Source organism: Azospirillum sp. 11R-A, from assembly GCF_049472615.1.
GTDB lineage: Bacteria > Pseudomonadota > Alphaproteobacteria > Azospirillales > Azospirillaceae > Azospirillum > Azospirillum palustre.
The window spans coordinates 634,512-651,083 of the sequence record NZ_JBCEBL010000001.1 but is presented as its reverse complement, the minus strand read 5'-3'; the positions used below and the strand labels follow the sequence as shown (position 1 = coordinate 651,083).

Below are 16,572 nucleotides of genomic sequence, written 5' to 3'. Positions count from 1 at the left end.
CTCGGGGGCTCCTCCGGCCCGCTTTTTCGAGTCGCCCCTTGAATTCCGCCAATTTGCCGCGAGTCGAGGCGTAGCGAATCGGTGGTGTGTGCAATGGGGCACAGGCAACAAGATGTTGATTTTTACCGCAACGAAGCGCTGGTGATCGGCCGCGTTTTGCGCTCTAATCGGGGCGTGGCGCCGTCCGATCCGGCATCGGCGGTGATTTGAGTGCCTACAGTTTGTGCCTCACGACCGCGATGCGGTCCGCCACCGCCCCCGAAAAAATTGCTTGGCAGGCGGGAACAGGATCCCCGGTGACGGGTTGAACACCACAAGATCAAGGTTTTGAGGGGTTCGGTGATGTCAACCACAATATCTAGCAGAGTGGGGCTTGCTTGCCCCGGTCGCGCTGGCTAGGATGCCGCTCACGTGACCCGGCCGGCCTCCAGCGGCGGCCCCGGTCGGCAGCACAGCGGCGACGGCGGACAGCAGGGCATCGAGCCCCCTGTTTGTACGGCGCCATCTGCGTTGCCGGGCCGGACGGCGGATGAAGACCGCCAGCCGCTTCGACGGGACGGGTCGCACCACATTTCCATTTGAGCGCGCCGCGGCGCGCTCCAAGCAAGGGACAGTCTCATCATGCGGATTGAGCGTCGTTTCACGCACGAAGGCCAGGACGCCTACGCCAGCCTCGGTTTCCGCCAGGCGACCAGCGAGATCCGCAACCCGGATGGGACGATCGTCTTCCAGCAGACCGGCATCGAGGTGCCGGACAACTTCTCGCAGGTCGCCAGCGACATCCTGGCCCAGAAGTATTTCCGCAAGGCCGGCGTCCCCGCAGCGCTCCGCGCCGTGGAGGAGAACACCGTCCCGTCCTGGCTGTGGCGCAAGGAGGCGGACCAGGAGAAGCTGGCCGCCCTGCCGAAGGAAAAGCGTTTCGTCGGCGAGCATTCGGCCAAGCAGGTCTTCGACCGTCTGGCCGGCACCTGGACCTATTGGGGCTGGAAGGGCGGCTATTTCGACACCGAGGCCGACGCGCACACCTTCTTCGACGAGATGCGCTTCATGCTGGCCGCCCAGATGGCGGCCCCGAACAGCCCGCAGTGGTTCAACACCGGCCTGCACTGGGCCTACGGCATCGACGGCCCGAGCCAGGGCCACTTCTACGTCGATTTCAAGACCGGCCTGCTGACCTCGTCCGCCTCGGCCTACGAGCATCCGCAGCCGCACGCCTGCTTCATCCAGTCCGTCGCCGACGATCTGGTGAACGAGGGCGGCATCATGGACCTGTGGGTGCGTGAGGCCCGCCTGTTCAAGTACGGCTCGGGCACCGGCTCCAACTTCTCCCGCCTGCGCGGCGAGGGCGAGAAGCTGGCCGGCGGCGGCAAGTCGTCGGGCCTGATGAGCTTCCTGAAGATCGGCGACCGCGCGGCGGGCGCCATCAAGTCGGGCGGCACCACCCGCCGTGCGGCCAAGATGGTCACGGTGGACATGGACCACCCGGACATCGAAGGCTACATCGACTGGAAGGTGAACGAGGAGCAGAAGGTCGCGGCACTCGTGACCGGCTCCAGGATCTGCCAGAAGCACCTGACCTCGGTGATGGCCGCCGCCCAGTCGGGCCTGGACCCGAAGGAGAACAAGGAGCTCAAGAAGGCGATCCTCGCCGCCCGCAAGGATCAGGTCTCTGAGAACTACATCCAGCGCGTGATCCAGTTCGCCGGCCAGGGCTTCACCTCCATCGAGTTCAAGACCTACAATACCGACTGGGATTCGGAAGCCTACCTGACGGTCTCCGGCCAGAACTCCAACAACTCCGTGCGCATCTCCAACGAGTTCGTGCAGGCGGTGCTGGACGATGCCGACTGGAACCTGATCGGCCGCACCAACAACAAGGTGATGAAGACCGTCCGTGCCCGCGACCTGTGGGACAAGGTCGGCTACGCCGCCTGGGCCTGCGCCGATCCGGGCGTGCAGTTCGACAGCACCATCAACGAGTGGCACACCTGCCCGGCCTCGGGGCGCATCAACGCCTCGAACCCGTGCTCGGAATACATGTTCCTCGACGACACCGCCTGCAATCTGGCGTCGCTGAACCTGATGTCGTTCCGTCTGAAGGACGGTTCCTTCGACGTCGAGGCGTTCGAGCACGCCTGCCGGCTGTGGACCATCGTGCTGGAAATCTCCGTGCTGATGGCGCAGTTCCCGTCGAAGGAAATCGCCCAGCTCTCCTACGAGTTCCGCACGCTGGGCCTCGGCTTCGCCAACCTCGGCGGCCTGCTGATGGCGTCCGGCCTGTCCTACGACTCGGACGAGGGCCGCGCCTACTGCGCCGGCATCTCTGCCGTCATGACCGGCGTCGCCTATGCCACCTCGGCCGAGATGGCGCAGGAGCTGGGCACCTTCCCGGGCTTCGAGGCCAACCGCGACCACATGCTGCGGGTCATCCGCAACCATCGCCGCGCCGCCAACGGCGAGATGAACGGCTATGAGGGTCTGGCGGTCGAGCCGGTGCCGTTCGTCGCCGACCTCTGCCCGGACCAGGAACTGGCGCTCGCCGCCGTCCGCGTGTGGGACGAGGCGCTGGAACTGGGCGAGGCCCACGGCTATCGCAACGCCCAGGCCACCGTGGTCGCCCCGACCGGCACCATCGGTCTGGTGATGGACTGCGACACCACCGGCATCGAGCCCGACTTCGCCCTGGTGAAGTTCAAGAAGCTGGCCGGCGGCGGCTACTTCAAGATCGTCAACCGTCTGGTGCCGGAGGCGTTGAAGACGCTCGGCTACACCCCGGACCAGATCGAGCAGATCGCGCTCTATGCCGTCGGCCACGGCACGCTGAAGAACGCCCCGGGCGTGAACCACGAGGCGCTGAAGGCCAAGGGCTTCACCGACGAGCTGCTGGAGCGGCTGGAGGGCAACCTCGCCACCGCCTTCGACATCAAGTTCGTCTTCAACCGCTGGACCATCGGCGCCGACTTCTGCACCCAGACGCTGGGCATCCCGGCCGAGACGCTGGACGCCCCGGGCTTCGACCTGCTGAGCCACATCGGCTTCAGCAAGTCGCAGATCGAGCTGGCCAACACCTTCTGCTGCGGCGCCATGACCTTGGAGGGTGCTCCCTTCCTGAAGGACGAGCATCTGTCGGTGTTCGACTGCGCCAACCCCTGCGGCCGCATCGGCAAGCGCTTCCTGTCCTGGGAATCGCACATCACGATGATGGCGGCGGCGCAGCCCTTCATCTCCGGCGCCATCTCCAAGACCATCAACATGCCGAACACGGCGACGGTCGACGAGTGCAAGGACGCCTACCTGATGTCCTGGCGCCTGGGCCTGAAGGCGAACGCGCTCTACCGCGACGGCTCCAAGCTGAGCCAGCCGCTGCAGGCCGCCCTGCTCGACGACGAGGAGAATGGCGAGGCGGTCGAGGCGGTGATCGAGGCGCCGGCCGCCGTTCGCGCCCAGATGATCACCGAGCGCATCGTCGAGAAGGTGATCGAGCGGGTGGTCGAGCGGAAGAGCAGCTCGCGCGAGCGTCTGCCGCACCGCCGCAAGGGCTACACCCAGAAGGCCAATGTCGGCGGCCACAAGGTGTATCTGCGCACCGGCGAGTATGAGGACGGCCGCCTGGGCGAGATCTTCATCGACATGCACAAGGAAGGTGCCGCCTTCCGGTCGCTGATGAACAACTTCGCCATCGCGGTGTCGATCGGCCTGCAGTATGGCGTGCCGCTCGAGGAGTTCGTGGAGGCCTTCACCTTCACGCGCTTCGAGCCGTCGGGCATGGTGACCGGCAACGACACCATCAAGATGGCGACGTCGATCATCGACTACATCTTCCGCGAGATCGCTATCTCCTACCTGAACCGCACCGATCTGGCGCACGCCACGCCGGAGGATCTGGTGCCGTCGACGGTCGGCAGCGGCGACAAGCAGGGCGACCTGCCGGACACCCAGGTGCAGCCGTCCGACATCGTCCGCCGCATCGCGTCGACCGGCTATGTCCGCAACAACCTGCGCGTCCTGCATGGCGGCCAGACCCAGCGCGCCAGCGCCGCGGCGGCCTTCGCCGCCACCGGCACCGACACCGCTGCCGTGAGCGTCACCGCGTCGGCGGGCACGCAGGTGTCCGCCCAGGCGGCCATGTCGGCCAGCCCGGCGGTCGCCGCCGCCACTGCGCAGGGCCATGTCGCCGCCACCGCGGCCACCGGTACGGCCTATGGCGGCAGCACCAACGACCAGCGCTTCGACCGCATCCGCGAGGCCCGCGCCCGCGGCTATGAGGGCGATCCCTGCGGCGAGTGCGGCAACATGACCCTGGTCCGCAACGGCACCTGCCTGAAGTGCGACAGCTGCGGGTCGACCACCGGCTGCAGCTGATCCTGAGGACGGCGCTCCTGCCGGGGGCGCCATCCGAAGGCCAATGACGATGGGGAGGGAGTGGGAAACCACTTCCTCCCTTTTTGTTGTGCACGAACGGTTTCAGCGATGGCGGATTAGAACCGTTCTCGTGTAGCTGCAACGGCTTGGTCGAAGCGTGAGGAGCCTTGACCGTGCCGCGTGTGTTCATGTTAGCTGACTCTCCCGGGGGCGCCGACGCGGCGTTCCCGAAGCATGTCCGGAGGGATCAGGGGTCATGGATTCGGCCGCGACCGCGCTGGACGACCGTCTGCCGTCCGATCGCCTGTTGCGGGCAACCGCCGCGCAATGGAACGCTGCCTTGGTCTGGACATCGGCCGACGGCACTATCGTCGGTGCCAACCCCGGCTTTGCCCGGCTGGCCGGCCTCCCTCTGGAGACGCTGGTCGGCCGCACGCTGCCCAGCCTGCTCGATCTCGGCGGACGTGACTGGCAAGCGGTGTGGGACGGTGCGCGGGGGGATCATCCGCCGCCCGGTGCCGGCGCCCTGCGGATCCTGCGCCACGATCCGGTCCCGGTCGATCTGTTTTGGCAGCATCTGACCGACGGGGACGATGAGCTGCTTCTGTGTGAGATGCGCAGCTATGACGAGCGTGAGCGGGCGGAGGCGGTGGCCCGCCTGCAGCAAAATGTTCTGGAGCTGGTGGCGACCGGCCGGTCGCTGAAGCAGGTCCTGGACTTCCTCTGTCGGCAAGTGGAGGCCTGCGCGCCGAATGTCGCCTGTTCGGTGATGCTGCGCGATGACGAAAACCACATGCGGGTGGCGGCTGCTCCGTCGCTGCCCGCCGCTTACATCGCCATCATCGAAGGCTTTCCGATCGGGCCGGATGTCGGGTCCTGCGGCAGCGCGATGAGCCGGGGCGTGGCGGTCATGTCGGCGGATATCGCCGCCGATCCGCATTGGGCGCCGTTCCAGGCGCAGACGCTGGCCCATGGGCTGGCGGCCTGCTGGTCCAACCCGATCAAGGGGCGGGATGCCCGCATGCTGGGCAGCTTCGCGCTCTATTACCGCGAGCCGCGCGCCGCTGCCCCCTTTCATCGCCGGCTGGTGGAAGCCTGCGTTCATCTATGCGCGCTCGCCATCGAACATGACCGGGCGCGGGCGGAGATCAACCGGCTGGCCTACTTCGACACGCTGACCGGGCTGCCCAACCGTCAGCTTCTGGCCGACCGCGCCACCGCGGCGCTGGCGCTGGCCGGGCGCACCCGGCAGCCGGTGACGCTGATGTTCCTGGACATCGACCGCTTCAAGACCATCAACGACTCGCTGGGGCATGCGGTCGGCGACCGGCTGCTGGTGGAGGTGGCGACCCGGCTGAAGCAGCTGTTCATCGAGGGCGACACGCTGGCCCGGCTGGGTGGCGACGAGTTCGTGGCGTTGCTGCCGGGCTGCGATGCGGCACACGCCTCGCTGCTGGCCGAGCGGGTGCTCGCCGCCCTGGCGGTGCCGGTGACGGTGGCCGATCTGACGCTGACCCCGACCGCCAGCATCGGCATCGCCGTGCATCCCGACGACGGCATGGATTTCGACACGCTGCTGCGCCAGGCCGACGCGGCGATGTACCGGGCCAAGCAGGCGGGCCGCAACCGCTGCCACTTCTTCCGCCGCGACATGAACGAACAGGCGGTGCGCCGGCTGGAGATGGAGGCGGCGCTGCGCGAGGCGCTGGACCGCCAGGAGGCGGGCTGTCCCGAGGACGAGGCACCGTTCGAGCTGTATTACCAGCCCCAGCTGCGGTTGAAGCCGAACTGCCTGCACCGGGTGGAGGCGTTGATCCGCTGGACCCACCCGCGCTGGGGGGCGGTGTCGCCGGCGGAGTTCGTGCCGCTGGCCGAGGAGTGCGGGCTGATCGACCGGCTGGACAGCTGGGTGTTGCAGACATCGGTGGCGCAACTCGGCCGCTGGCGCGCGGCGGGGGTGCCGGTGCCCGGGCTGGCGGTGAACGTCTCCGCTGTCCGCTTCGCCCGCGGCGACCTGCCGGATCAGGTCCGCGCCGCGCTGGCCACCAACGGCATCCCGGCCAACGATCTGACGCTGGAGATCACCGAACGGCTGATGATGACGGAAGAGATCGGCGTCCATGACGCGCTGGATGCCCTGCACGCGCTGGGCGTCACCCTGTCCATCGACGATTTCGGCACCGGCTATTCGTCCCTGAGCTATCTGAAGCGTTTCCCGGTCGGCGAACTGAAGATCGACCGCAGCTTCGTCAAGGAGCTGGACATCGACGCCGCCAACCGGCCACTGGTCCGCGCCATCATCCAGATCGGCGAGGCGCTGGGCCTGACCGTCGTCGCGGAGGGGGTGGAGCGTGAGGCCCAGCACCGCATGCTGGAGGCGGAAGGCTGCGCCATCGGCCAGGGTTATCTGTTCGCCCGGCCGATGCCGTCGGCGGCGCTCGTGAGCTGGCTGGCGGGTGGGGGCAAGCACTGGGTCGAATGTCCGGCCGCCGCCTGCTTCAGCATCTGAAACATTTGCAGGGGAAATGGTCCCGTTTTTCTTTGGATTTACGGGGTACTTCGGGCGCAATTCACCGTTCGAATCGGTATTATGCGGATCCGCCGGAGTAATGGAGATGCGGGCAAGGATCTGGGCAATACGATATAGCCGCAACGCTCCTTTGCCGGCGAAGCGCAGGTCATCCTGTTCTAGACCACGCGACTGTCTTGTGTCCCAACGTTTGGGGCGATAGAAGGTCCACTCAGCGGCATGTGCGGTCAAGCAAACTGACCACGGTGTTCCGCCTTGCGGATTTCCGCCGGGTGGAATGTCCGGGGGACACAAGGGGAGCACCCGCACGCCGGACGACCATGGGGCGAGAGGAAATCCGCAATGGCGAGCCAGGGTGAATCCAAGTGGGTCTACAGCTTCGGGGCCGGTGCCACCGAAGGACGGGCCGAGATGAAGAACCTGCTGGGCGGCAAGGGCGCCAATCTGGCCGAAATGGCCAATCTTGGCCTGCCCGTTCCGCCGGGCTTCACGATCACCACCGAGCTGTGCACCTATTTCTACGCCAACGGACGCTCCTATCCGCCGGAGCTGACGACGCAGGTGAACGCCGCCATCACGCGGCTGGAAACGGCGATGGACGCCAAGTTCGGCGATCAGGCCAACCCGCTGCTGGTGTCGGTCCGGTCCGGCGCCCGCGCGTCGATGCCGGGCATGATGGACACCGTCCTCAACCTGGGCCTGAACGACGCGACCGCCGCCGGCCTCGCCAAGCGGTCGGGCGACGGCCGCTTCGCCTACGACAGCTACCGCCGCTTCATCCAGATGTACTCCAACGTCGTGCTCGACGTTGAGCATCACCATTTCGAGGACATCCTCGACAACCACAAGCGCGACAAGTCCTACAACCTCGACACTGACCTGTCGGCCGAGGATTGGCAGGCGGTGATCGAGGACTACAAGAAGGCGGTCGAGCGCGAGCTGGGCCGGCCCTTCCCGCAGGACGTGCAGGAGCAGTTGTGGGGCGCCATCGGCGCCGTCTTCGATTCGTGGATGAACGCCCGCGCCATCACCTACCGCAAGCTGCACGACATCCCGGCCGCCTGGGGCACCGCGGTCAACGTGCAGTGCATGGTCTTCGGCAACATGGGCAACGACTGCGCCACCGGCGTGGCCTTCACCCGCAACCCGTCGACCGGCGAGAACGCCTTCTACGGCGAGTATCTGGTCAATGCCCAGGGCGAGGACGTCGTCGCCGGCATCCGCACGCCGCAGCACCTGACCGTCGCCGGCAAGATCGCCAACAAGTCCGACCTCCCCGCCATGGAAGAGGTGATGCCGGAGGTGTTCAACCAGCTGAACGAGGTCCGCCTCAAGCTGGAAAAGCACTACCGCGACATGCAGGACATCGAGTTCACGGTCCAGCAGAACAAGCTGTTCATGCTGCAGACCCGCAACGGCAAGCGCACGGCGCCTGCGGCGCTGAAGATCGCGGTGGATCTGGCGAGCGAGGGCGTCATCGACCAGAACGAGGCGGTCCGCCGCATCGATCCGGCCTCGCTCGACCAGCTGCTGCACCCGACGCTGGACCCCAAGGCCGACCGCAAGATCATCGCCAAGGGCCTGCCGGCTTCCCCCGGTGCGGCGTCGGGCAAGGTGGTCTTCACCGCCGACGAGGCCGAGCAGATGGCTGGCAAGGGCGAGTCGGTGATCCTCTGCCGCATCGAGACCTCGCCTGAGGACATCCACGGCATGCACGCCGCCCGCGGCATCCTGACCAGCCGCGGCGGCATGACCAGCCACGCGGCGGTGGTTGCCCGCGGCATGGGCCGTGCCTGCGTGTCGGGCGCCGGCGACCTGCGCATCGACTACAAGACCAGGCAGATGTCGGTCCGCGGCGTCGCCGTCAAGGAAGGCGACATCCTGACCATCGACGGCTCCACCGGCGAGGTGATGCTGGGCGAGGTTCCGACGATCCAGCCGGAGCTGTCGGGTGACTTCGCCACCCTGATGGGCTGGGCCGACAAGATCCGCCGGATGAAGGTCCGCGCCAACGCCGAGACCCCGCTGGATGCCCGCACCGCGCGGAAGTTCGGTGCCGAGGGCATCGGCCTGTCGCGCACCGAGCACATGTTCTTCGACCCGGAGCGCATCCTGGCTGTCCGCGAGATGATCCTGGCGGAGGACGAGGCCGGCCGCCGCAAGGCGCTCGCCAAGCTGGAGCCCTTCCAGAAGAAGGACTTCGTCGATCTGTTCACGATCATGGCCGGCCTGCCGGTGACGATCCGCCTGCTCGATCCGCCGCTGCACGAGTTCCTGCCGAACACCGAAGAGGACATGGCGGAGGTCGCCCAGGCCACCGGCACCGATCCGCTGCGGGTTCGCCACCGCACCATCCAGCTGCATGAAGCGAACCCGATGCTGGGCCATCGCGGCTGCCGTCTGGGCATCTCGTACCCCGAGATCTACGAGATGCAGGCCCGCGCCATCTTCGCCGCTGCCGCCGAGGTCGCCAAGACCACCGGCGAGGCCGTCATTCCCGAAGTGATGATCCCGCTGATCATCACCCGCAAGGAGTTCGACATCCTCAAGGCGGTGATCGACCGCGCCGCCGAGCAGGTGAAGACCGAGACCGGCGTGACGGTGGAGTATCTGACCGGCACGATGATCGAGATCCCGCGCGCGGCCCTGAAGGCCGGCGAGATCGCCGAGTCGGCCGAGTTCTTCAGCTACGGTACCAACGACCTGACCCAGACCACGCTGGGCCTGTCGCGCGACGACGCCGGCAGCTTCCTGCCGGAGTACCAGCGCCAGGGCATCCTGGAGCAGGACCCGTTCCAGTCGCTGGACGTCAGCGGCGTCGGCGAACTGGTGGAGATCGCCACCGAGCGCGGCCGCAAGGTCCGTCCGGACATCAAGCTCGGCATCTGCGGCGAGCATGGCGGCGACCCGGCCTCGATCTCCTTCTGCGAGAAGGTCGGGCTGACCTATGTCTCCTGCTCGCCCTACCGCGTGCCGATCGCCCGTCTGGCGGCGGCGCAGGCGGCGCTGAACAGCGACACGGTCAAGCGCGACTGAGCCGAACCGGGTAGCTGAAACGACGACGGCCCTCTTCCCGCAAGGGAAGGGGGCCGTTTCGTTTTGGCGGCGGGGTTGGGCGGGTGGAACGGTGTGGAACAGGTTTTGGGGGCGTGTTCACTGTTCCACGTGGCGCCACCGGGCATGGCTGGCGGTGGTCAGATGGAACGTTTGGAACAGGTTGGAACGGTTTTCGCGGGTGTGTTCAGTGTTCACTCCTACCGTGGATGGACTCCGGGAAGGTGGCGCCTGGGATTATAAGCTGAGCGTGGCAGAATGCCCATCTTGATCTCCAAAGGGTAGAAAGTGGAGAGTGGAGGACACGGTAAGAAGGCTGAAGGTCAGGCGATGTGCGATCGTTTCCTCTACCATTCCGGTACCATCCTCCATGAGGAGGCGAATGGGCGCCGCACTGCGCCAGGACCCTTGACCGTGGGGAGCCCAGCCGCGCTGCTAAAGCCGGAGCGAGAGTAGGCCGCTCTCCATGGCGGACACCGGAAGGCAGTGAAAAGCAATATCGGGGACATCGGGAGCAAACCATGGTTGCGGTTGAGCGGGCCAGCCTTGCGCGGGCGTTCGGCAAGGTGGCGGTTGATCTGGCCGATCTGAAATTCGCCAGCGCGATCAAGGGGGTGATCGACGCCACCGGCGCCTTCAAAGCCGATCCGAAAAGCCCTCCCACGGCGGAGGAGGGGGCGAAGCTGCTGCTTCAGCGCGCCGCCTATGCCGCCGCCATCCGCACCATCCAGGCGGAGGTGCGCAACGCCCCGGTGATGGTGACGGAGGCTGATCCGCAGGAGATCGAGGCGGCGATCCTGGGTGCGACCGCCGATATTTCCCTAGACCTGACCGAACTGGCATTAACCGATCCAGAGCGTTGGCCGGGTTTGGAAACGCTGCTCACCTTGTTTGACTGGTTCATGCGGGCCTGTGAGGTACTTGACGTCAATCGGCTACTGATCCGCCGCGCCTTCGCTGCTGCGTTGCCGCTCGCGCTGGCCGGAGAGTGGCGGAATCCAGAGCGAGAAAAGGACTATCAAGCGCTACGGGCGGCGTTGGAACCGACACCATTCGATCTGGCGGCGCAGCGCTCGCTGCAGTGGAATGCCTACCGCGACCGTCTGGTTAAAGCGATAGATGCGCCGTTGAGGGCTCTAAACCCGGAAAAGATCCGCTGTTCCCTCAACAACCTTTACATTCCTCTGCGGGCCGCGATAGGCGATCCAGAGGCGCCGGAGCGGACAAGCGGAGAGCGGCGCAAACAGCCCCTCGTTTGGCTGGACGACACGCTTTACGGCTGGGTGACCCAGACCGACCATGGCCCTTCTGACCGGATTCGTGTGCTGTCCGGAGAACCCGGTGCTGGCAAATCAAGCGCCTGCATGAAACTTGCTGCCCGGCTGGCAGCAGAAAAGTGGAAAGTGCTGCTGGTGCCGCTCACCCGGCTCAACATTGCTAAAGGCTCGCTTGAGGAGTTGGCGCGCTATTTGGTCGGCGACCTTGGACATGATCCCTTCAATTCTCTGTCAGCTGCCGAGCCGTTGGTGCTGATCCTGGATGGGCTGGATGAGCTTGCCAAGGCAGGTCAAGGGGCCACGGTGCTGCTAAGTGGCTTCATTACCGATTTGGGACAGCGCGTGTCGGAGTGGAACCGTGAAGGTCCACGCGTCCTGCTGCTGCTTGCTGGCCGGCCGGGTGCCACCGGTGCCGCCGTAGCTACCGGGGCTATCGGCCGCGGTGACGACGCTCGTCTGCATGTGCTGCGCTATCGCATCGCCGTGCATGACCGGTACAGTTACGAGCCAGAAGAATTGGTTGACCTCGATCAGCGGTGGAACTGGTGGGATCGCTTCGATCCGAAAGGTGGGATGCCGGAGCCGTTGAAACGCGACGACCCGCATATCGACTCGCTGACTGAGCAGCCGCTGTTGAATTGGCTACTGGCACAGATTCTGACAGAGGAAGGGCCGGAACGGGCCGCCACCATTAGCGATGTCCATGACCTCTACACTCGTTTGTTTGGCCATGTCCTCGACCGTATCCATCGGCGGCTTCCGGGAGACGGTAGCACTGAGGCCATCGATCCTGTTCGCGACCGGCTGGAACAAATGCTGGAGGAGGTTGCTGTGGCGGCATGGCATGCCGGCACTAACCGAGCTGTACCTTTGAATGATGTGGAAAAGCGGCTCGCCGACAACAGGCTATCTGGCGAGTTAAGGTTGCTTTCCAATAACACCGATGCGGCCCTGACTACGCTACTCGACAGCTTTTTCTGCCGTGCCCACCAAGGGGTAGAACATCGGCTGGTCGAATTTACCCATAAAAGCTTCGGTCAATTCCTGACCGCCCGCCGGGTGGTTCGCTTATTGCCGGAGATGCCGAACTCGCAGGAGGTCCGGCGCAACAGAACGGACGCTGCATTGAAGGATTGGCTGGAATTGTGTGGTCCGGCGGCTATGGATTGGTCAACTTACGTTTTTCTGTCCGCGCAAGTGGCTACCGAAGCCAATCGCGCTCCTCTGAAGGTTGCTCAATGGTGGAGCGCCATGTCTAGTCTACTGGTGGAATGTCTAGAAGTGGGCATGCCTTTACCGGACGGCGGGATGCGCTCGCGAGACAGTGAAAGACTAATTCGCAACGCTGAAATCGCTATGCTCTGCGCCGTCGCGGCAGTGTCTGGTGCGCTGATAGAAAAACCTAATCCTATCCGTATTGACCCCGCAATTCTGGCAGAAACCCTCCATCGCCTTGCTGGTCGTGTGACGGACTGGTCCATCGCTCGGGAAACATTCCACATCTTTGACCTGAGTGGCGCTGACCTGAGGAGCGTCGACTTGGCGAACGCCAACCTAACGGGCGCCAACCTGACGGATGCCGACCTGAGGGGAGCGAACTTGACGGGCGCCAACCTTGCGGGCGCTGACCTAAGGGGCGCTGACCTGACAGATGCTTACCTAATGGACGCTTATTTGACGGGAGCCGCCTTAATAGGCGCCGACCTGCTGGGCGCTGACCTGCTGGGCGCCGACCTGAGGGATGCCACCCTAACCGGTGCTTATCTGCCGGGTGCCAATCTAATGCGCGTCGATTTGACGAACGCCAATCTGACGGGCGCCGACCTGAGAGAAGCTGACCTAACAAACGCTAACCTGACGAATGCCGACCTGACGAACGCCAACTTGACGCGCGCTGACCTGACGGACGCCAACCTAACGAACGCCAACTTGACGCGCGCCGATCTACAACCAGAACAACTGACACCGAAGCAACTTACCGCCTGCTATCGAACACCATGAACTAAAGAGGCGCCAGGGCAGAGCCTCGCTCTATTATCTCGCCACCCCCCGATACAGTTCCATGTACTCCTCCGCCGGCCCGTGCCAGCCGAAGTCCCGGGTCATGGCGCGGCGCTGCATCGCCTGCCAGCGGTCGGGCTTGCGGTAGACGCTCATCGCCCGGCGCAGCGCCCACACCAGCTCCTGGCCCGTCGCGTTGACGAACTGGAAGCCCGTCGCGCTGCCGTCGGCGCTGGCGGCCGGGTTGGCGTCGATCACCGTGTCGGCGAGGCCGCCGGTGCGGCGGACCAGCGGCAGGGTGCCGTATTTCAGGGCGTAGAGCTGGGTCAGGCCGCAAGGCTCCGAGCGGGACGGCACCAGGAACAGGTCGGCACCGGCCTGGATGCGGTGGGACAGCGGCTCGTCATAGCCGATGCGGACGCCGATGGATTGCGGATGCCACTGGGCAAGCTGGCGGAAACCGGCCTCGCTGGAGGCGTCGCCGCTGCCCAGAACCACCAGCTGGCCGCCCCAGGACACCCATTGGCCGGCGGCTTCCAGAACCAGATCGAGGCCCTTGTGCCAAGTCAGGCGGCTGACCACAGCGGCCAGCGGGGCGTCGGGGCGGCGGTCCAGGCCGAAGGCGGATTGCAGGTCGGCCTTGCAGGCGTCCTTTCCGCCGAGGTCGTCGGGGGTGTAGCGGGCGGGCAGATGCGGGTCGGTCGCCGGATCCCACACCGCGTAATCGACGCCGTTCAGGATGCCGGTCAGCACGTCGGAGCGGGTGGCGAGCAGGCCCTGCAGGCCGGTGCCGTGCTCCGCCGTCTGGATTTCGTTGGCGTAGGTCGGGCTGACCGTGGTCAGGCGGTCGGCATAGAAGCAACCGGCCTTCAGGAAGCTGACGTTGCCGTAATACTCGACGCCATCGACGCGGAAGCTGGAGGAGGGCAGGCCGAGGTCGCCCATCATCCAGGGGCCGAAGAGGCCCTGATAGGCGATGTTGTGGATGGTCAGCACCGTGCCCGGCCGGAAGGGGCCGGCGAAGCGGTCGGGGCGCAGGGTCAGATAGGCGGGGATCAGCGCCGCCTGCCAGTCATGGCCGTGCAGGATGTCGGGCCGCCACCAGGGATCGTAGGAGGTCTCCGCCGCGAAGCCGGCGGCGACCCAGGCGAGTGCGGCGAAGCGCAGGGCGTTGTCGGCCCAGTCCTTGCCGTCCGGTCCCAGATAGGGGTTGCCGGGACGGTCGTACAGCGACGGCGCCTTCAGCGCATAGGCGAGAACCCCGTCGGCGGTGCGGCCGATGCACAGCTGGGCGCGGTCGCAGCCGGGCAGGTCGGTGATCAGGTCGCCGACCTCGTGCAGGTTCTGCAGGCTGTTCAGAACGGCGGGATAGCCCGGCAGCAGCAGGCGGACATCGGCGCCGGCGGCGTTCAGGGCCGGCGGCAGGGCGGCGGACACGTCCGCCAGCCCCCCCGTCTTGACCATCGGGTAGCATTCGGACGTGACGTAGAGGACGCGCATCGGGAAGGCACTCGGATGAAAGGCGGGAGGGGTGAAAGGCAGGAGGGTGCAGGCATGTTATAGCGCCGATGCGGATCCGGTGGGGAGCCGGACCGCATCGGCGCGGGCCATGGTGCAGGGGAGGGCGGCGAAATGCCGCCTTACTCCTTCGGCAGCTTCTCGATCATCTCGCGGGTGATCAGGACGACGCCGCCCTCGCTGCGGTGGAAGCGCCTGGCGTCCAGCTCCGCGTCCTCGCCGACGACGAGGCCGTTGGGGATGCTGACGCCGCGGTCGATCACCACCTTCTTCAGGCGGCAATGGCGGCCGATGTCGCATTCCGGCAGCACCACCGCCTCGTGCAGCTCGCTGTAGGAGTTGACGCGGACCGAGCTGAACAGCAGCGAGCGGCGCACGGTCGAGCCGGAGATGATGCAGCCGCCCGACACCAGGCTGTCGATCGCCGTGCCGCGGCGGTTCTCGTCATCGAAGACGAACTTGGCGGGGGGAAGCTGCTCCTGATAGGTGAAGATCGGCCAGTCGCGGTTGTACATGTTCAACTGCGGCGTGACGTGGCAGAGGTCGAGGTTGGCCTCCCAATAGGCGTCGATGGTGCCGACGTCGCGCCAGTAGGGGGCGTCGTCCGGCGCGTCGATGATGGCGCTGTCGGCATAGTCGTGGGCGATGATCCGCGCCCCGGTCTTCACCAGATGCGGGATGATGTCCTTGCCGAAATCGCGGCTGGAGCCGGGGGTGGCGACGTCGCGCTCCAGCTGGTCGTAGAGGAACTGGGCGTTGAAGACGTAGATGCCCATGCTGGCCAGCGCCATGTCGGGGCGGCCGGGCATCGGCGGCGGGTCGGCCGGCTTCTCGACGAAGTCGATGATGCGGCGCTCCTCGTCGATGTGCATGACGCCGAAGCCGCTCGCCTGTTCGCGCGGGACCGCGATGCAGGGGACGGTGACGTCGGCCTTGCGGTCGATGTGGTCGAGCAGCAGCGCGCCGTAATCCATCTTGTAGATGTGGTCGCCGGCCAGGATCAGGACATATTCCGGCTCGTGGTCGCGCAGGATGTCGAGGTTCTGGAAAACGGCGTCGGCGGTGCCCTGGTACCACTCGGTCTCGCTGACGCGCTGCTGGGCCGGCAGCAGGTCGCAGAACTCGTTCATCTCGCCGCGGAAGACGTTCCAGCCGCGCTGGAGATGGCGCAGAAGGCTGTGAGACTTGTACTGCGTCAGCACGCCGATGCGGCGGAAGCCGGAGTTGACGCAGTTGGACAGCGCGAAGTCGATGATGCGGTACTTGCCGCCGAAATATGTCGCCGGCTTGGCCCGCCGGTCGGTCAGCTGCTTCAGACGGCTTCCGCGTCCCCCGGCCAGCACCAGCGCCACCGCACGTCGCGGTGCGAGGCGCAGATCCCGTTTGTCGAGCATGGCCGTTACCCCCTTTGCCTTATTCTTGCGGCCGCTCGGCTGCGGCCATTCCATATGGAGGCGTTGACGGTGCCACATCTCGCCGCCATGTCCAATAGGCGCGGCGGAAGGGTCGCATCGGCTTACCCGCCGCAAGAGTGCTTCCCAGTCCTAGGAGGAAAGAGGGGCGTATGCGCCACCCCTCCGAACGGACTGGATGGAAGAGGTAGGGTGTTGGGCCGGCGCCGCCGCGATGCCGCCGCAATGGGCGTCTTGCGGGCCATGGAGTGCCCAAATTTTCATCATTTGCCGGAATGACAGCCAGAGTGCCGGGCAGAGGCGGGCCGAAATCGGGCTGCCGACCCTGCCGTTCGGTCGAAAGCCCGGAATTTGCGGCGAAATGTCGGTTCCGAAATCTGCCTATTTCCTATGCAAACACCGGGTGCGACTCGTAGGA

General features: G+C 65.8%; 6 protein-coding genes. 4 read left to right on the top strand and 2 right to left on the bottom strand.

The annotated features are described in order from the left end of the window. Window positions 1–621: 621 nt before the first annotated feature. The 4 genes from VH569_RS03075 to VH569_RS03060 all read left to right on the top strand — a co-directional run bounded on the left by VH569_RS03075 (window position 622) and on the right by VH569_RS03060 (window position 13,224). Window positions 622–4,362 (top strand): vitamin B12-dependent ribonucleotide reductase, encoded by a 3,741-nt coding sequence (locus tag VH569_RS03075; protein WP_423313942.1) that lies wholly within the window; start codon window positions 622–624, stop codon window positions 4,360–4,362. Between the two features lie 256 nt (window positions 4,363–4,618). Beyond that, the gene (locus VH569_RS03070) at window positions 4,619–6,871 is read left to right on the top strand and encodes a putative bifunctional diguanylate cyclase/phosphodiesterase (protein WP_423313940.1); all 2,253 of its coding nucleotides are present in this window, start codon (window positions 4,619–4,621) and stop codon (window positions 6,869–6,871) included. A gap of 363 nt (window positions 6,872–7,234) precedes the next feature. Then, entirely contained in the window at window positions 7,235–9,928 is a 2,694-nt protein-coding gene (gene ppdK, locus VH569_RS03065; protein ID WP_423313938.1) for a pyruvate, phosphate dikinase, read from the top strand. A 539-nt stretch (window positions 9,929–10,467) separates the two neighbouring features. Next, window positions 10,468–13,224, top strand: coding sequence for a pentapeptide repeat-containing protein (locus tag VH569_RS03060; RefSeq protein WP_423313936.1), 2,757 nt, complete (start codon window positions 10,468–10,470; stop codon window positions 13,222–13,224). A gap of 33 nt (window positions 13,225–13,257) precedes the next feature. Here VH569_RS03060 and glgA read toward each other — a convergent pair whose 3' ends face one another. Together glgA and glgC are read right to left on the bottom strand one after the other, a co-directional pair. Further along, window positions 13,258–14,724, bottom strand: a complete 1,467-nt coding sequence (gene glgA / locus VH569_RS03055; protein WP_423313934.1) for a glycogen synthase GlgA — start codon at window positions 14,722–14,724, stop codon at window positions 13,258–13,260. A 140-nt stretch (window positions 14,725–14,864) separates the two neighbouring features. Beyond that, window positions 14,865–16,136, bottom strand: coding sequence for a glucose-1-phosphate adenylyltransferase (gene glgC, locus VH569_RS03050; protein ID WP_423313932.1), 1,272 nt, complete (start codon window positions 16,134–16,136; stop codon window positions 14,865–14,867). Between the last annotated feature and the right edge of the window lie 436 nt (window positions 16,137–16,572).